The organism is Klebsiella sp. JN_Kp127, assembly GCF_040062505.1.
GTDB lineage: Bacteria > Pseudomonadota > Gammaproteobacteria > Enterobacterales > Enterobacteriaceae > Klebsiella > Klebsiella quasipneumoniae.
The window spans coordinates 84,066-100,757 of the sequence record NZ_JBEAHS010000001.1 but is presented as its reverse complement, the minus strand read 5'-3'; the positions used below and the strand labels follow the sequence as shown (position 1 = coordinate 100,757).

The window sequence follows — 16,692 nt, the reverse complement described above, 5'->3', positions numbered from 1 at the left end:
GGAGGCGTTTATGGATACCTGGATCTATCTCTCGCAGGGCTTCGCCGTCGCCATGACGCCGGAGAACCTGCTGATCGCCCTGATCGGCTGCTTTGTCGGGACTATCGTCGGCCTCCTGCCGGGGCTGGGGCCTATCAACGGCGTGGCGATTCTGCTGCCGCTGGCTTTCGCCCTGCATTTACCCGCGGAGTCGGCGCTGATCCTGCTGGCGACGGTTTATATCGGTTGCGAATACGGCGGGCGTATTTCATCAATTCTGTTGAACGTGCCCGGCGATGCCGCCGCCATTATGACCGCCCTCGACGGCTATCCGATGGCCCAGCAGGGTCGCGGCGGTGTTGCGCTGTCGATTTCCGCCGTCAGTTCCTTCTTTGGCTCAATGATCGCCATCGGCGGTATTATTTTGTTCGCGCCGCTGCTCGCCCAGTGGTCGCTGGCGTTCGGTCCGGCGGAGTACTTCGCGCTGATGGTCTTCGCCATCGCCTGTCTTGGCAGCATGATGGCGCAGAACCCGCTGAAGTCGTTCCTCGCGGCGTTAATCGGCCTGGGTCTGGCGACGGTAGGGGTGGACGCCAATACCGGGGTTTACCGCTTCACCTTCGACAGCGTCCATCTCTCGGACGGCGTACAGTTTATTGTGGTTGTGATCGGCCTGTTCTCGGTTTCAGAGATCCTGTTGATGCTGGAGAGCACCAGCGGCGGACAAACGCTGGTGCGGAAAACCGGACGGATGCTGTTTAACACCAAAGAGGCCGCGCAGTGCGTCGGCGCGACCCTGCGCTCTTCGGTGGTGGGTTTCTTCGTCGGCATTCTGCCCGGCGCCGGGGCGACCATCGCCAGCGCCATTACCTACATGACGGAGAAAAAACTCAGCGGTAACAGCGATAACTTCGGCAAGGGCGATATTCGCGGCGTGGCGGCGCCGGAAGCGGCCAATAACGCCTCCGCCTGCGGTTCCTTTATTCCCATGCTGACGCTCGGCGTGCCGGGGTCCGGCACCACCGCGGTGATGATGGGCGCGCTGACGCTGTATAACATCACCCCCGGCCCGGCAATGTTCACCGAGCAGCCGGATATCGTCTGGGGGCTGATTGCCGCCCTGCTGATCGCCAACGTGATGCTGCTTATCATGAACATTCCGCTGATCGGCCTGTTCACCCGTATGCTGACCATTCCGCTGTGGTTTCTGGTCCCGGCCATCGCCGCGGTCTCCGCCGTCGGCGTCTACGCGGTACACAGCACTACTTTTGACCTGCTGCTGATGGTGGGGCTCGGGGTGCTCGGCTACATCATGCGCAAAATGCACTTCCCGATGTCGCCGCTGATCCTGGGCTTCGTGCTGGGGGAGATGCTGGAGCAGAACCTGCGTCGCGCGCTGTCGATCAGCAACGGCAATCTGGCGATCCTGTGGCAAAGCGGGGTGACCAAAACGCTGCTGGTGCTGGCTATCGCCGTGCTGGTGGTGCCGCCGCTGCTGCGTCTGCGGCGTAAACAGCGCCAGCGTCGCGCCGAAGCCAATATCGGCTAAGCCGGCGAATTGACCCATTCGCGCAGCGCCCGGCGCGAGATCTTAATCCCACCGTTCTTTAACGTTTCCGGCAGCCGCAGCCAACGCACCGGCTGCTGGAAACGCGCCAGCCGTTCCGCGCTCCATGCCGCCAGCACGCTCATTTCGCAGCCGTCATCGCATTCCACCACCGCTACCGGACGCTGGCCATATTCCGCATCGTCCAGCGGCACGACAAACGCCTGCTGTATCTGCGGATGCGCCCCGATGATCCGTTCCACCTCCTCCGGCTGGATCCCTTCCCCACCGCTGAAAAAGAGATTATCCAGGCGCCCGAGGAGAGTAAGCCGTCCATCGATGATCTCGCCGCGATCGCGGGTGGCAAACCACCCTTCGTCGTTGGTCAATGGCAACAATTGACCGTCGCGCCAGTAGCCCGCGGCCATGCTCGCCGCCCGCAGCCAGACCTCGCCGGCAACGATTTTCATCTCCCGCCCCGGCAACGGCGCGCCCACATCCGCCGCGCCGTCGGCCTCTTTAGCGCAGACGGTGGAAGCGAATTCGGTCAGGCCGTAACCGCAGTAGGTGCGTACCCCCTGCCCCCGCGCCCGCTCGGTCAATTCGACCGGGATCGCCGCGCCGCCGAGCAGCACCGCCTTGAGGGTAAGCGCAGCATCGTCATTCAGCAGGCGCCACAGCTGAGTCGGCACCAGCGAAGCATGGGTACAGCCCTGCAGCATCTGCGCCAGCGGCTGTTTATCGCGCACCGTCAGCCGCGCGCCGGCCAGCAGCCAGCGCCACATAATCCCCTGGCCGGAGACATGAAACAGCGGCAGCGACAGCAGCCAGTCATCTTCTGCGGCAAACGGCATCAGCGCCAGCACGCCGGCGGCGCTGGCCAGATGGGCGCTGGCATGATGCACTGCCGCCATCGGCAAACCGGTCGACCCCGAGGTCAGCGTCATTGAGGCGAAACGATCCCCACGCCACGGCACAGCATGGGTTCCCGCTGTCGCCTGCAGGGTTAACGCCGGTAAATCCCCCGGCAGCGCATCGCCGTTAAGCACCAGCTGATGCTGGACGGTCAACGCTGGCAGCAGTTCCTGCAGCAACGCCGTCGGCAGCTGCGGATTCAGCGGCAGCACCCGCACGCCGCACTGCAGCAGCGCCAGCCAGGCCAGCAGCGTCGACGGCTGGTTAAAAGCCTGCAGCGCCACCCCGTGACCTTCGGTTACGCCCTGCGCGGCAAACCCGGCCGCCAGCGCGTCAACGCGGGCGCACAGGTCGCGCCAGGTCAGCGGCTGGTCATTCAGGCGCAGCGCCTGCGCCTCTCCGCGCCGCTGGCGCCAGTGCCGCCAGGGCCAGTCGCGAAAGGTCACAGCAGCGGCTCCAGCGTATCGATGCTGAGCATCGGCAGGGGGCTTTCCGGCCACGCCCGCACCAGCTGGGCGCCCATCAGCGACAGGGTGTCCAGTCCGGGGATGGTCTGCGGCGTCAGCCAGGCGGCAACCCGCGCCAGCTGGGTTAACCCGAGGCTGGACTCGATCGACGAGCTGATCACCGCGCTCAGCCCCAGCGCATGGGCCGCGGCGACCTGCTGCTGAACCCGGTGTAAACTGCCGGTTAGCGTCGGCTTGATCACCACCGCGCGCACGCCCGGCTCGGCGACGAAGCGAAAATCCGCCTCGCGCAGGCTTTCATCCCAGGCGATAGCGATCCCGGTTTCGCGACTAAAGGCCCGCGAGTCCTCCCGCGTTTTACAAGGTTCCTCAAGAAAGGCAATGCGCTGGCGATACGCCGGATCGACATATTTCGCAAACTGCTGCGCTTTCAGCGGCGTCCAGGCCCGGTTGGCATCCAGACGCAACTGCAGGTCGGGGATGGCTTCCAGCAGCAGATTAACCACCATGCCGTCGCGGACCGCCTCCCAGAGCCCCACTTTCACCTTAGCGACTTTCTCGCCGGGCATCGCCGCCAGTCTGGCGAACAGCTCATCCGGATCGCCGGAGCAGAGCGGCGCCGCGCGATAATCCGCGGCCTGCGGCAGCTCGCCGCTGAGCTCCGCCTGCGCGCAGCTGATGCCAAAGGCGACAGAGGGCAGCGCAGGAAGCGCCGGCTCCGCGCCGTCGCGCCAGGCCTGAGCCCAGGGCAGCAGCGCCGCCTCCGCCTCCGCCAGGGTCTCTGCGCTGAATCCCGGCAGGGGAGAAATTTCCCCCCAGCCCTCCCGCTCACCCTCCCGCAGGTGGATGAACAGCCCGTCGCGGGTTTTTAACCGCCGTTCTCGCAGCACCACGCCCGCGTCCATCGGTATCTGCCAGCGGTAAACCTGCGAAACGCGCATTAGGGATTCCGTTTAAATTTGCTGAAGTCCGGCTGACGTTTCTGGTTGAAGGCATTGCGGCCTTCCTGTCCCTCTTCCGTCATGTAGAACAGCATAGTGGCGTTGCCCGCCAGCTCCTGCAGACCGGCCTGGCCGTCGCAGTCGGCGTTCAGCGCCGCTTTCAGACAGCGCAGCGCCATTGGGCTGTTCTGCAGCATTTCACGACACCAGCGCACCGTCTCTTTTTCCAGATCCGCCAGCGGCACCACGGTGTTCACCAGCCCCATGTCCAGCGCCTGCTGCGCGTCATACTGACGGCAGAGGAACCAGATTTCGCGCGCTTTTTTCTGCCCGACGATGCGCGCCATATAGGAGGCGCCCCAGCCGCCGTCGAAGGAGCCGACTTTCGGCCCGGTCTGACCGAAGATGGCGTTTTCCGCCGCGATGGTCAGATCGCACATCATGTGCAGCACGTGGCCGCCGCCGATAGAGTAGCCGGCCACCATCGCTACCACCGGTTTCGGGCAGGTGCGGATCTGGCGCTGAAAGTCGAGTACGTTGAGATGATGCACGCCGGAGTCGTCCTGATAGCCGCCGTAATCGCCGCGGACTTTCTGATCGCCGCCGGCGCAAAAGGCTTTCTCACCTTCCCCGGTCAGGACAATCACCCCGATATTGTCGTCATAACGAGCATCCGCCAGCGCCTGGATCATCTCTTTGACGGTCAGCGGGCGGAAGGCGTTGCGCACCTGCGGGCGATTGATTGTGATTTTGGCAATGCCGTCGGCCGATTTGTGATAGCGAATATCGGTATAGCCTTCGGAACAATCGTGCCATTCAACAGGGGCATAGAGCATTGCTTCATCAAGAGAGATCATAGAATGTCCTTCAGTTAACTTGCCAGAATCTGCGCCAGACAGGCAATCACCGCCGCCGGGTTGTCCCGGTGCGCGTTGTGTCCGGCATGGTGAATAAGATGGAGATCCGCCGCGAGCGCCTGCGCGATGGCGCGAAACTTCGCGTCGCGCTCGCCGCACAGGTAGTGAAAGGGGAAATCGCGCGCCTGCAGGGACGCGCGCAGATCGGCCTGCCCGGCAAGGGAGGTCGCCTGCAGCATCTCGGCCAGCGTCGCGCCGTTGTTCCGGCTGCGTAAGGCGACCAGCGCCGCGCGCTGCCCGGCATCCAGTGAAGCGAAGACCGGCTGCTGATACCAGTCGGCAAAGACCTGCGCCAACGGCTCATGGCGAAAACGTTCCGCCCAGGCGCTGTCGTTGCTGCGCCGCGCCTGCCGCGCTTCGGCATCCTGCAGCCCCGGATGGCCGCCCTCAACGACGAGGCCGCGCAGGCCCGCGCGCGGCTGGCAGGCGAAGTTCATCGCCACCCGGCCCCCCAGCGAGTAACCGATCAGCCAGTAGTTAAGTATGTTGTAACTATTAAGCGTAGCCTGCAGCAGAATATTGACCCCGGCAAAGTCCTGCACCGCGATATCCGCCGAGCCGCCGTGGCCCGGCAGATCGAGATACAGCCGCGGCCAGGCGCGAAACGCGTCGCCTACTTCCCGCCACTCATGGCGGTCGCCGGAAAAACCGTGCAGAAAGACCAGCCAGGGATAACCCGGCTGGCCATGTTCGACTGCAGCGCTGAGGGTCACAGGCGACTTACCTGCGCCAGCAGCTGCTGGAGGGTCTGCGTGCCGTCGGTCTCATTGACCGCCAGCTCAATCACCGTCGCCCCTGCCCTGCGCCAGGCGCCGGCCAGCGCCTCATCCAGCGCCTGCCAGTCAGCCGGGCGATGATAGGCCAGGCCGAACATCGCCGCCGCGTGGCTGAAATCAACGTCCTGCGGCATTAAGTAGAACTGGCGCCGCTCGTCCTGCGGCGTCGGCAGCATGGAGAAAATCTGCCCGCCGTTGTTGTTCACCACGATCAGCACCAGCGGCGCCGACGCCTGGCGCAGCAGGGCCAGCGAGTTGAGATCGTACAGCGCCGAAAGATCGCCGACGATAGCCAGGGTTGGCCGGGCGCTGGCGCGCTGGACGCCGGCGGCGGTGGCGATCAAGCCATCAATGCCGCTGGCGCCGCGGTTGCTATAAACCGGGTAGCCAGCCGGCAGCTGCGCCAGGGCGTCGATCAGGCGCACCACCAGGCTGTTGCCGACAAACAGTTGCCCCTGTTCCGGCAGATAGCGCCGAATTCGCTGCGCCAGCTGCGCTTCGCCAAAGGGTTCGTTGCTGGCGACCGCCGCCTCCCACGCCTGTCGGGCCAGTTCAGGAATAGCCGTCGCCCACGGCTGGCGTTTCTCCGCCGGGTGAAGCTCAAGCCAGCGGTCAATGCTGGCGAGCAGACGACGGCCGCGGTGCTGCGCCGGATCGAGACGGCCGGGCAGATTATCCACCAGCCAGTATTCATCAGGCTCGCAGGTGGCCTGCCACTGCAGGACCCGCTTGCCGGTCAGGCTGCTGCCGAGCTGAACCACGATCTGCGCCTGCGCCAGCTCGCTCACCGCTTTGCCGTTGCCCAGCCACAGGTCAGCGCACGGCAGCGGCTGCCCGGTCTGTGACAGGATATCGCCGATCAGCGGCCAGCCGAGGGTTTGCGCCCACTCGGCCACTTTTTTCCCTTCGGCAGCGCTCATTCTGCCCGCCACGACCACGCCGCGCTTTTGCCGCCAGAAGAACCAGTCGCGCTGTTTCTCACTTTCCATCTGCAGCGCCTGACGTAACCAGGGTTTATCGCTCTGCCACCAGTTGCCGAGCTGCTGCTGCCACTCCACGCCGGTATCATCCATATCGCCATACAGCGGTTCGGCGAACGGGCAGTTGATATGCACCCCGCCGGCGTGCAGCTCGCCCAAGGCCTGGTCGAGGGTCGAGACCAGCCAGCGGGCGGAAATGTCCTGCGAGGGACGCGGCAGAGAAATCGTCTGCGACGGATGGGAGGCGAACATCCCCGGCTGACGAATCGCCTGATTGGCGCCGCAGTCGATCAGCTCCGGCGGACGGTCGGCGGTCAGGAGAATCAGCTTTTCCCCGGTAAGCCCCGCCTCAATCAGCGCCGGATATAGGTTCGCGGTGGCGGTCCCGGAGGTCACAATAACCGCCACCGGCTGACGACTGGCTTTCGCCAGACCGAGCGCCAGGTGGCCGAGGCCGCGTTCGTCAAAATGGGTATGATGGATAAAGGCGCGGTTTTCCGCCGCCGCCAGGGTTAAGGGTGTCGAGCGCGAGCCCGGCGCAATGCAGATATGCTGCACGCCGTGGCGCGTTAAAGCTTCCAGGATCACCGCCGCCCAGCGTCGGTTAAATGCGCTTACTGACATGAAATTGTCCGGTATCAAATATTGATGCTAAGTATAGATAAGGCAAAGTGACGGCGTTTTGATATGCATCGTCATTCCCGTCTTATGGACACAGCAGCGAGCGCAGCCCGGCCGCTTTGTTGTCAATCTCCTGCCACTCCTGCTGCGCATCGGAGCCGCTGACGATCCCCGCCCCGGCATACAGTCGCAGAGTGTCGTTGTCCACTTTCGCCGAACGCAGCGCCACGCAAAACTCGCTTTGCGCCAGCGACAGATACCCGGCGGAGCCGGCGTACCATTCACGGGAAAAAGGTTCATGGCGCTGAATGAATGCCAGCGCCGCCCGCCGCGGCAGGCCGGCCACCGCGGCGGTGGGCTGGAGCTGCAGCAGACAGCGGCTGTCGTCAGGCTCCGCCAGCTCGGTCCAGATGCAGCGTCGGAGATGCTGCACCTTGCGCAGCCTCACCACCTGCGGCGGCAGAACGTCCAGCGTCGAGGCCTCACTCTGCAGGCGCTGGCAGATATCCTCCACCACCAGCATGTTTTCCCGCTGATTTTTGTCGTCTTTCATCAACCAGTCGGCCAGCTGCTGCGCCTTCGCGTCATCCTGATGATTAGCGACGGTGCCCGCCAGCGCTTCGGTGCGCAGCAGCGCGCCGCGCCGGCGCCACAGCCGCTCCGGCGTGGAGCCGAAAAACGCCTGCCGGGCATTGAACGCCATCAGGAAATGAAAACAGTTAAGATTGCGGCTGCGGCTGGCGGCCATGATACTCACGGCATCCAGCGGGGCGGCAAACTGCAGGTCGGTTGCCCGCGCCAGCACCACTTTATCCATGTCGCCGGCGGCGATGGCCTGCGTCGCCTGGTCTATCATTGCCTGCCACTGGGGATAATCGGAGGAGTGGCGCTCGCTCAGCAGCGGCGGCACGCCGCCAGGGGTCGCCTGGGCGGTGGTCAGACTGGCGAGAAAATCACGCGCCGTCACGGCATCGTCGCGCAGGGAGAGGTCGCTGTGCAGCACCAGCCGCATCACGGCCCTACCGCCGCACCGACGCCACTCCAGACGCGGCAGCACCAGCCGGCCCTGCTGCGGGGCAAACGCATTCAGGCCGCAGATGCGCAGATCCTGCCGCCCGGCCTGGTGTAAAAAGCGGTTTGCGGCGTCGAGCGAGGGAAAGCTTTTTACCGCCCCCAGCGCCGCCAGCTCCTCGTCGCCATTGCGCTGCTGCCAGTAGAACTGCGGCCACTGCGGCTGCTGGCCGCACCATAGCAGCGGATCGAAGGCATCATTCAGCGGAAAGGCAATATCGATAATTCGCGTGCCGGGTGAGTCAGGAAAGGGCTCACTCAGGCCGTCACGTAAACGGGCCAGCGCAGTGGAAACAGACAGCACGCAAACCTCCACGGTAGTAAAACCCCACATTATAAGGGGTTCAACGGCGGAATAGCAGTACCCATGACGAGGGAGCGGGTTTTAACTCACCTGCTCGCCGGCCCGGAACAAGGTTGGGACGCGAGTGTTGAGGGGGTCAGAGAGCGCGGCTTTCCCGCGCCATGCCGATGTGCGGAATGCCATCCTCATCATAGACCTCAGTCACTGGCGTAAAACCGAAGTGGGCGTAAAAGGCTTGCAGATGCGCCTGCGCCCCGAGGTAAATCGCCTTTTGCGGCCAGTGCCGCTGACAGCTGGCCAGCGCCTGCGCCATCAGCTGATGGCCGAGCTTTTCGCCGCGCGCGGCGGGGCTGACGATAACCCGGCCAATCACCACCGGATCGTACGTCTCTTCGCTTTTAAGGATCCGCGCATAGGCCACCAGTTCGCCATCGCGCCAGCCGAGCAGATGGCGATTTTCCCCGACCAAATCATCGCCGTCGACATCCTGATAGGCGCACTGCTGCTCCACGACAAAGACTTCGCTGCGCAGCTTCAGCAGCGCATACAGCTGGGGAACGGTCAGTTCACTATGATGGAGATCCTGCCAGGTCATCATCTGCTGCTCCTTATTGATATACTGATACTTTGCGACTCGCCCTGAGGACACTGGACGATGGAATTAACTTTTTTGGGGACATCCGCCGGGGTGCCGACCCGCACGCGTAATATGACGTCGATAATACTCAATTTGCAACAGCCAACCCGCGCCGAAATGTGGTTGTTTGACTGCGGCGAAGGGACCCAGCATCAATTTCTGCATACGCCCCATCATCCAGGCAAACTGAATAAGATCTTTATTACCCATCTGCACGGCGACCATCTGTTCGGCCTGCCCGGCCTGCTGTGCAGCCGCTCGATGCAGGGGAATTCGCTGCCGCTGACGGTCTACGGACCAAAAGGAATAAAGGAATTCATTGACACCGCGCTGCGCCTCAGCGGTTCGTGGACCGATTATCCCCTGACCATCATCGAAGTCGGCCCCGGTCTGGTGTTCGACGAAGAGGGCTATCGGGTCACCGCGTTCCCGCTCAGCCATCCGGTGGAGTGCTACGGGTATCGCATTGAGCAGCATGACAAGCCCGGCGCCCTCGACGCCGCCCAGCTGATTGCCGACGGCGTGCCCCCCGGACCGCTGTTTCACCGGCTTAAGCGCGGTGAACAGGTCACGCTGGCGGATGGCCGGACGATCGACGGCAGCCGCTACCTGGGGCCCGCTACGCCGGGTAAAACGCTGGCCATCTTCGGCGATACCGCCCCCTGCCCGCAGGCGCTGGAAATGGCGCGCGGGGCGGATGTGATGGTGCACGAAACCACGCTGGAGCAGGCGATGGCGGAGAAAGCCAATAGCCGCGGCCACTCTTCCAGTCAGCAGACCGCAGCGCTTGCCAAAGAAGCGGGGGTCGGCACGCTAATCGCCACCCACTTTAGCTCACGCTACGATGCCGAAGGCTGCCTGCGGATGCTGGCGGAATGCCGGGAGATTTTCCCGGACACCCTGCTGGCGGAAGACTTTATGGTCTACAGGGTGGCGTAACATTCCGGGCATAAAAAAACCGCCATTCCGGCGGTTTTTTTATTGAGGCAATCAACTTACATCAGCGGCGTCGCCAGCTGCACGATGCTAATCAGCGGCTGCGGCCAGATACCGAGCACCAGCACCAGCAGGGCAGAGATCAGCACCACGATACCGCCCGCGCTGTACTGCCAGTTCGACGGCGCATCACGGTTCAGCTGCTCCGGCGCGCTCAGGTACAAACTCACCGCCACGCGCAGGTAGTAGTAGAGACCGATCGCCGAGCCGACAACCACCGCGGCAACCAGCCACCACAGATGGGCGTGAACACCGACGGCCAGCACATAGAACTTACCGATAAAGCCGAGCGTCATTGGGATACCGGCCAGGGAGAGCATCATCACCGTCATCACCGCCGACAGGATCGGACGGTGCCAGAACAGACCGCGGTAGGAGAACAGCGAGTCCGCGTCCGGGCCACGGTATGGACTGGACATCAGGCTGACCACGCCGAACGCGCCGAGGCTGCTGAACAGGTAGCCGGCCAGGTAGACGCCAACGGCTTCCATCGACATTTCGCCGCTTTGCAGGGCGATCAGCGCCACCAGCAGATAGCCGAGGTGGGAGATAGAAGAGTAACCGAGCAGACGTTTGATATTGGTCTGGCTCAGCGCCATCAGGTTACCGAAGATGATAGAGGCGAAGGCGATCAGCCCCAGCACCACGCGCACCGCTTCGCTGTTGCCCACCGGCATGTACAGGAACAGACGCATCACCACGCCGAAGATAGCAATCTTGCTGGCGGTCGCCAGGAAGGTGGAGACCGGCGCAGGCGCCCCCTGGTAAACGTCCGGCGTCCACAGGTGGAACGGCACCAGCGACAGCTTAAAGCCAAGACCGACGATCATCAGGCCGAGCCCCGCCAGCAGCAGCGGCTCGTGCAGGGTGTTGTCCGCCAGGCTCTTGCCCAGCGCAAGGAAGGACAGGTTGCCGGAGTTCGCATACACCAGCGCCATACCGAACAGCAGGAAAGAGGAGGCTGCCGCGGAGAGGATGGTGTATTTGATGCTCGCTTCCAGCGAACGCTTCTGGCGGAAGGCGTAGCCGACCAGGCCGAACAGCGGCAAGGAGATCAACTCGATGCCGAGGAACAGCGCCGCCAGATGATTCGCACCGGCCAGCAGAATGCCGCCCAGGGCGGCAATCAACACCAGCAGGTAGAACTCTTCTTTGTTGTCCTTGTAACCCTCAAGCCACGGGTAGGCGAAAGTACAGGTCGCGAGGCTCGCCAGCAGCACCAGCCCGGTATAGAGCATAGCGTAGCCGTCAACGCGGATCAGCGGCGTGACGTCCATCGCCCCGTTCTGGCCGACGAACCAGAGCGAGACCAGCGCGGCGTTAAGTCCGAGAACCGACAGCGTGGCATTGAGAAAATGATTGCGTCGCCACGCAATGGAGAGCATCACAACCACCACCGTCAAGCCGACGATCAGCAGCGGTAGCAGTGCGATCAGTTGTTGTGGAGTTATTGTCATGGCGAATTACGGCCTTGTAGTAGAAACAGAATTAACAAACCACTGCTGAATGTTGCTCATCGCAGCATGCGAGGTGTCGAGGATCGGCTGCGGGAAGAAGCCCAACAGCACCAGCAGCACCACCAGCAGCAGGATGATAGACAGTTCACGCAGGGACATCCCCGGCAGCGCTTTCGCCGCGATTTCGCTTTTCGCTTTACCGAAATAAGCGCGATGCAGCATCGACAGCGAGTAAACGGACGCGAATACCAGACCAAAGGTCGAGATCACGGTGATCACCGGCACCACTTTATAGCTGCCGAACAGGATCATAAATTCGCCGACGAAGTTACCCGTGCCCGGCATCCCCAGGGTGGCGACGGCGAAGAACATCGACATCGCCGGCAGCCATTTGATTTTGCTCCACAGACCGCCCATCTGACGCATGTCACGGGTATGCAGACGTTCGTACAGCTGGCCGCAGAGAATAAACAGACCCGCCGCGGAGAGACCGTGAGCAATCATCTGGATCACCGCCCCCTGATACGCCAGCTGGCTGCCGGTGTAGATAGCAATCAGCACGAAGCCCATGTGGGACACGGAGGTGTAGGCGATAAGACGTTTGATATCCGTCTGCGCAAAGGCCATCCACGCGCCGTAGAAGATCCCGATCACGCCCAGCCACATCGCGATGGGCGCAAACTCGGCGGAGGCGTTCGGGAACAGCGGCAGCGCAAAGCGCAGCAGACCGTAGGCCGCGGTTTTCAGCAGGATCCCCGCGAGGTCGACGGAACCGGCGGTCGGCGCCTGGGAGTGGGCGTCCGGCAGCCAGCCGTGCAGCGGCACCACCGGCATTTTCACCGCGAAGGCGATGAAGAAGCCGAGCATCAGCAGGTATTCCACGCCGTGGGACATCGGGGTTTTCAACAGCTCTTCATAGTTGAAAGTCCACACGCCGGTGGCGTTGAAGTGGACGAATGCCAGCGCCAGAATGGCGATCAGCATCACCAGGCCGCTCGCCTGGGTGTAGATGAAGAACTTAGTGGCCGCCGTGATACGCGTTTTACCGTCAGAGGCTTTGTGGCCCCACAGCGCGATCAGGAAGTACATCGGCACCAACATCATTTCCCAGAAGAAGAAGAACAGGAACATGTCGATGGCGAGGAACACGCCGATGACGCCGCCCAGGATCCACATCAGGTTGAGGTGGAAGAATCCCTGGTATTTTTCGATTTCGCGCCAGGAACAGAGCACCGCCAGCACGCCGAGCAGGCCGGTCAGCACCACCATCAGCAGCGACAGGCCGTCGATCGCCAGATGAATGCTAATGCCGAAGCGTGGGATCCACGGCAGCACGAACTCAGACTGCCACTGCGGAATACCCGCGGATTGCGTCAGAGAATAGCCGCCCTGCATCCACAGCTGCAGGCCAAGCGCCAGCGTCAGTCCCATAGTAATCAGCGCGATCCAGCGCGGCACTTTCACGCCAAAGCGTTCGGTCTGCCAGCACAGGAAGCCGCCGATAAAGGGGATTAATATCAACCAAGGCAATAACATGGTGATTTTTATTCCTTATTTAAGTCCGGTTCAGGCTATCTTACTCGTCATAGCGAACTCCGGCTGTGCTCACAATCCTCACGTACTTTAATACGCTCCGGTTGCTCCGCGCAGGCGGCGTCCACGTTGACTTCGCCGATAATGCCTGTCCTTTACGACCTGATTTTCAACGAATTCTCACAGAAAATTCACTTCGGTTTGAGGCTTGTTTTGTCGGGTGGCGCTAACGCTTACCCGACCTACGGTCCCGTAGGCCCGGCAAGCAGCGCGCCGCCGGGCAACACAATGGTTCTCAAACTCAACGCAATACCATCAGCAGCGCCAGCACCACCACCGCGCCGATGCTCATTGACGCCACATACCAGCGCAGATAGCCGTTTTCGCTCACCAGCAGGCCTTTACCTGCGAAGCGGGAGAGGATCGCCGGGATGTTCATCAATGCGTTCAGCGGATCGCTCTTCAGCAGCCAGGCAATGCCGAGGAATGGCTTAACGAAGACTTTGTCGTATAACCAGTCGAAGCCCCAGGCATGGAACCACCAGGTACCGAAGAAGCGGCCAGGCGCGCTGTTGGCGATAGAGGTCACCAGGGTGCGTTTGCCCAGCCACAGCCATGCGGCGATCAGGATGCCGGCAATGGCGATGATCCCGGAGGCAATCTCCAGCGTCATCACGTTGCCGTGCGCCAGTTCAGTGGTCTGCGGCAGGACGCCTTCCAGCGGCGGCACGATCAGCGCGCCAACGAAGGTGGACAGCACCAGCAGCACAATCAGCGGCAGATGATGGGTGATCCCCTTCCCTGCGTGCGCGTGAATTTGCTCTTTACCGTGGAACACGATGAAAATCATGCGGAAGGTGTACAGCGAGGTCATAAAGGCGCCGACCAGGCCCGCCACCATCAGGTTGATATGGCCGTTGGCCATCGCCCCCGCCAGAATCTCATCCTTACTGAAGAAGCCTGCGGTAATGAGCGGCAGAGCGGACAGCGCCGCGCCCCCCACCAGGAAGCAGACGTACACCAGCGGAATAGATTTGCGCAGGCCGCCCATCTTGAAGATGTTCTGTTCGTGATGGCAGGCGAGAATCACCGAACCCGACGACAGGAACAGCAGCGCTTTAAAGAACGCGTGGGTCATCAGATGGAAAATCGCCGCATCCCATGCCTGCACGCCCAGCGCGAGGAACATGTAGCCAATCTGACTCATGGTGGAGTAAGCGAGAACGCGTTTGATGTCGGTCTGCACCAGCGCGGCGAAGCCCGCCAGCACCAGCGTTACCGCCCCGACGATCCCGACCAGATGCAGCACTTCCGGCGTCATCAGGAACAGACCGTGGGTACGGGCGATCAGGTAGACGCCCGCGGTAACCATGGTGGCGGCGTGGATCAGCGCGGAGACTGGCGTCGGACCCGCCATCGCATCGGCAAGCCACGTTTGCAGCGGCAGCTGGGCGGATTTACCGACCGCACCGCCGAGCAGCATCAGCGTCGCCCACTGCAGCGTGGTGCTGCCGTTAGCGAAGTGCTGCGGCGCCAGCTCAACCATTTCGCGGAAGTTGAGGGTACCCAGTTCGTTATAAAGAATGAACAGCGCGAAGGCGAGGAACACGTCGCCGACGCGGGTCACCACAAACGCTTTCATCGCTGCGGCGCCGTTCTTCGGATCGGTGTAGTAGAAACCGATCAGCAGGTAAGAGCAGAGACCCACCCCTTCCCAACCCAGGTACATCAGCAGCAGGTTATCGGCCAGTACCAGAACCACCATGCTGGCGATAAACAGGTTGGTGTAGGCGAAGAAGCGGGAATAGCCCTCTTCACCGCGCATATACCAGGAGGCGAACATATGGATCAGGAAGCCGACGCCGGTCACCACGGAGAGCATGGTCAGCGACAGGCCGTCCAGCACCAGGTTGAAGCCGATGTTGAAATCCCCAACCGACATCCAGGTCCACAGCGGCACGCTGACCGCCTGTTTGCCGTTAGCGAAAAAGTCAACGCCGACGTAGGCGGTGACCAGCGCCGCCAGGCCTACCGAGCCCATGCCAACGGTGGCGGAAAGGTTTTCCGACCAGCGCCCGCGGGAAAAGGCCAGCAGCACAAAGCCAATCAATGGCAAAAGAATGGTTAAGGCAAGCATGTTCATCCACGCAACTCACTTACTGAATCGATGTTCAGGTTCTGGCGGCGACGATGGAGCTGCAGCAGCAGCGCCAGACCGATACTCGCTTCCGCAGCCGCGAGGCTGATAGCGAGGATATACATAATCTGACCATCAGTCTGGCCCCAGTAGCTGCCCGCCACCACAAAGGCCAGCGCGGCGGCGTTAATCATGATTTCCAGGCTGATCAACATAAACAGCAGATTGCGGCGGATCACCAGCCCCGTCAGACCAAGCACAAACAGGATGGCCGCGAGGATCAGTCCATGTGTTAAGGGGATCATGCGTGTTCCTCCGTTTTTCTTTTGTCGCTGTCGTTCACACGGTTGCTCAGCACCTCGCCGGCGCGCTCTTCGCGGCCGATATGGAAGGCGACCACCAGGCCCGCCAGCAGCAGCATGGAGGCCAGCTCCACCGCCAGGACGTACGGCCCAAACAGCGCAATACCGACCTCTTTGGCGTTAATCGCCGCGCCGTCGATACCCTGATCGTTAATACCGAGGATGGCGTAAACGATCACCACCAGCAGCACCGCGGAGAGGATGGCCGGGCCAATCCAGATCCCCGGCTGCAGCCATTTGCGTTCCTGTTCGATTTCGCTGCCGCCCAGGTTGAGCATCATCACCACGAAGACGAACAGCACCATAATGGCCCCGGCGTAGACGATAATCTCCAGCGCCCCGGCGAAGTAAGCGCCCAGCGAGAAGAACACCCCGGCAATCGCTAACAGCGAAATGATCAGGTACAGCAGCGCATGCACCGGATTGGTGTGGGTGACGACCCGCAAGGTTGCGAGGATGGCGATCAGGCCACAGATATAAAAAGCGAATTCCATTGCCCTCTCCTTACGGTAACAGGCTCTTGACGTCGATCGGCTTAGCTTCGTTTTCCGCTTCGCCCTTATCTTTGCCGTCGATTGCCATACCCGCCATCCGGTAGAAGTTATATTCCGGGTATTTGCCCGGACCGGAAATCAGCAGATCCTCTTTTTCATACACCAGATCCTGACGCTTGTATTCACCCAGCTCAAAGTCCGGGGTCAACTGGATCGCCGTGGTCGGGCACGCTTCTTCGCACAGACCGCAGAAGATGCAGCGTGAGAAGTTGATGCGGAAGAACTCAGGGTACCAGCGGCCGTCTACCGTCTCTGCTTTCTGCAGAGAAATACAGCCCACCGGGCAGGCTACCGCACACAGGTTACAGGCGACGCAGCGCTCTGCACCGTCCGGATCGCGCGTCAGCACAATCCTGCCGCGATAGCGCGGCGGCAGATAGACCGGCTCTTCCGGATACATCCGGGTTTCACGTTTGGCGAAGGCATGCAGGCCAATCATCCAGATACTACGGACCTGGGTGCCGAACCCCACCAATAATTCTTTTAAGGTCATGTTCAA

At 62.0% G+C, this 16,692-nt stretch carries 15 protein-coding genes; 2 read left to right on the top strand and 13 right to left on the bottom strand.

What is annotated here, in order from left to right; translation table 11 throughout:
• Positions 1–10 precede the first annotated feature (10 nt).
• On the top strand, positions 11–1,528 hold the full coding sequence (locus ABLV04_RS00500; RefSeq protein WP_023290502.1) for a tripartite tricarboxylate transporter permease: 1,518 nt from the start codon (positions 11–13) through the stop codon (positions 1,526–1,528).
• Here the strand turns inward: ABLV04_RS00500 and menE are convergent.
• The 7 genes from menE to ABLV04_RS00465 form a co-directional block, all read right to left on the bottom strand.
• Positions 1,525–2,886, bottom strand: a complete 1,362-nt coding sequence (menE, locus tag ABLV04_RS00495; RefSeq protein WP_180265814.1) for an o-succinylbenzoate--CoA ligase — start codon at positions 2,884–2,886, stop codon at positions 1,525–1,527. The two genes, ABLV04_RS00500 and menE, sit on opposite strands and share 4 nt — an antisense overlap.
• Positions 2,883–3,848, bottom strand: a complete 966-nt coding sequence (gene menC, locus ABLV04_RS00490) for an o-succinylbenzoate synthase (protein ID WP_065804899.1) — start codon at positions 3,846–3,848, stop codon at positions 2,883–2,885. Before menC ends, menE begins: the two co-directional genes overlap by 4 nt.
• Positions 3,848–4,705, bottom strand: coding sequence for a 1,4-dihydroxy-2-naphthoyl-CoA synthase (gene menB, locus ABLV04_RS00485; RefSeq protein ID WP_004201730.1), 858 nt, complete (start codon positions 4,703–4,705; stop codon positions 3,848–3,850). Before menB ends, menC begins: the two co-directional genes overlap by 1 nt.
• Positions 4,706–4,719: 14 nt before the next feature.
• Entirely contained in the window at positions 4,720–5,478 is a 759-nt protein-coding gene (menH, locus tag ABLV04_RS00480) for a 2-succinyl-6-hydroxy-2,4-cyclohexadiene-1-carboxylate synthase (protein WP_044524260.1), read from the bottom strand.
• A complete protein-coding gene (menD, locus tag ABLV04_RS00475) occupies positions 5,475–7,145 on the bottom strand; it encodes a 2-succinyl-5-enolpyruvyl-6-hydroxy-3-cyclohexene-1-carboxylic-acid synthase (protein WP_072422095.1) in 1,671 nt (556 codons plus the stop codon). The genes menH and menD overlap by 4 nt, the downstream gene beginning before the upstream one ends.
• Before the next feature lie 82 nt (positions 7,146–7,227).
• Positions 7,228–8,517, bottom strand: a complete 1,290-nt coding sequence (menF, locus tag ABLV04_RS00470; RefSeq protein ID WP_044524262.1) for an isochorismate synthase MenF — start codon at positions 8,515–8,517, stop codon at positions 7,228–7,230.
• Positions 8,518–8,653: 136 nt separating this feature from the next.
• A complete protein-coding gene (locus ABLV04_RS00465; protein WP_032428946.1) occupies positions 8,654–9,115 on the bottom strand; it encodes a GNAT family N-acetyltransferase in 462 nt (153 codons plus the stop codon).
• A 57-nt stretch (positions 9,116–9,172) separates the two neighbouring features.
• Here ABLV04_RS00465 and rnz point away from each other — a divergent pair, with 57 nt between their 5' ends.
• Positions 9,173–10,093, top strand: a complete 921-nt coding sequence (gene rnz, locus ABLV04_RS00460; protein ID WP_032453590.1) for a ribonuclease Z — start codon at positions 9,173–9,175, stop codon at positions 10,091–10,093.
• Between the two features lie 56 nt (positions 10,094–10,149).
• Here rnz and nuoN read toward each other — a convergent pair whose 3' ends face one another.
• From nuoN to nuoI, 6 genes are all read right to left on the bottom strand, one after another.
• Positions 10,150–11,607: an NADH-quinone oxidoreductase subunit NuoN gene (nuoN, locus tag ABLV04_RS00455; protein WP_004201737.1), complete on the bottom strand. Its 1,458-nt coding sequence runs from the start codon at positions 11,605–11,607 to the stop codon at positions 10,150–10,152.
• A 6-nt stretch (positions 11,608–11,613) separates the two neighbouring features.
• Entirely contained in the window at positions 11,614–13,143 is a 1,530-nt protein-coding gene (nuoM, locus tag ABLV04_RS00450) for an NADH-quinone oxidoreductase subunit M (RefSeq protein ID WP_048297929.1), read from the bottom strand.
• A gap of 298 nt (positions 13,144–13,441) precedes the next feature.
• On the bottom strand, positions 13,442–15,283 hold the full coding sequence (gene nuoL, locus ABLV04_RS00445; protein ID WP_032453592.1) for an NADH-quinone oxidoreductase subunit L: 1,842 nt from the start codon (positions 15,281–15,283) through the stop codon (positions 13,442–13,444).
• Entirely contained in the window at positions 15,280–15,582 is a 303-nt protein-coding gene (gene nuoK / locus ABLV04_RS00440; protein WP_004865088.1) for an NADH-quinone oxidoreductase subunit NuoK, read from the bottom strand. The genes nuoL and nuoK overlap by 4 nt, the downstream gene beginning before the upstream one ends.
• Positions 15,579–16,133 carry an NADH-quinone oxidoreductase subunit J gene (gene nuoJ / locus ABLV04_RS00435; RefSeq protein WP_004201743.1) on the bottom strand — a complete coding sequence of 185 codons (555 nt, stop codon included), beginning with the start codon at positions 16,131–16,133 and terminating at the stop codon, positions 15,579–15,581. Before nuoJ ends, nuoK begins: the two co-directional genes overlap by 4 nt.
• A 10-nt stretch (positions 16,134–16,143) precedes the next feature.
• Positions 16,144–16,686: an NADH-quinone oxidoreductase subunit NuoI gene (gene nuoI, locus ABLV04_RS00430; protein ID WP_002913152.1), complete on the bottom strand. Its 543-nt coding sequence runs from the start codon at positions 16,684–16,686 to the stop codon at positions 16,144–16,146.
• Between the last annotated feature and the right edge of the window lie 6 nt (positions 16,687–16,692).

Bases quoted from the DNA above. Each gene is read 5' to 3' on its own strand.
- menD (WP_072422095.1), bottom strand. From the start codon at position 7,145: ATGTCAGTAAGCGCATTTAACCGACGCTGGGCGGCGGTGATCCTGGAA.
- menB (WP_004201730.1), bottom strand. From the start codon at position 4,705: ATGATCTCTCTTGATGAAGCAATGCTCTATGCCCCTGTTGAATGGCAC.
- nuoL (WP_032453592.1), bottom strand. From the start codon at position 15,283: ATGAACATGCTTGCCTTAACCATTCTTTTGCCATTGATTGGCTTTGTG.
- nuoN (WP_004201737.1), bottom strand. From the start codon at position 11,607: ATGACAATAACTCCACAACAACTGATCGCACTGCTACCGCTGCTGATC.
- nuoK (WP_004865088.1), bottom strand. From the start codon at position 15,582: ATGATCCCCTTAACACATGGACTGATCCTCGCGGCCATCCTGTTTGTG.
- ABLV04_RS00500 (WP_023290502.1), top strand. From the start codon at position 11: ATGGATACCTGGATCTATCTCTCGCAGGGCTTCGCCGTCGCCATGACG.
- menC (WP_065804899.1), bottom strand. From the start codon at position 3,848: ATGCGCGTTTCGCAGGTTTACCGCTGGCAGATACCGATGGACGCGGGC.
- rnz (WP_032453590.1), top strand. From the start codon at position 9,173: ATGGAATTAACTTTTTTGGGGACATCCGCCGGGGTGCCGACCCGCACG.
- ABLV04_RS00465 (WP_032428946.1), bottom strand. From the start codon at position 9,115: ATGATGACCTGGCAGGATCTCCATCATAGTGAACTGACCGTTCCCCAG.
- nuoM (WP_048297929.1), bottom strand. From the start codon at position 13,143: ATGTTATTGCCTTGGTTGATATTAATCCCCTTTATCGGCGGCTTCCTG.
- nuoJ (WP_004201743.1), bottom strand. From the start codon at position 16,133: ATGGAATTCGCTTTTTATATCTGTGGCCTGATCGCCATCCTCGCAACC.
- nuoI (WP_002913152.1), bottom strand. From the start codon at position 16,686: ATGACCTTAAAAGAATTATTGGTGGGGTTCGGCACCCAGGTCCGTAGT.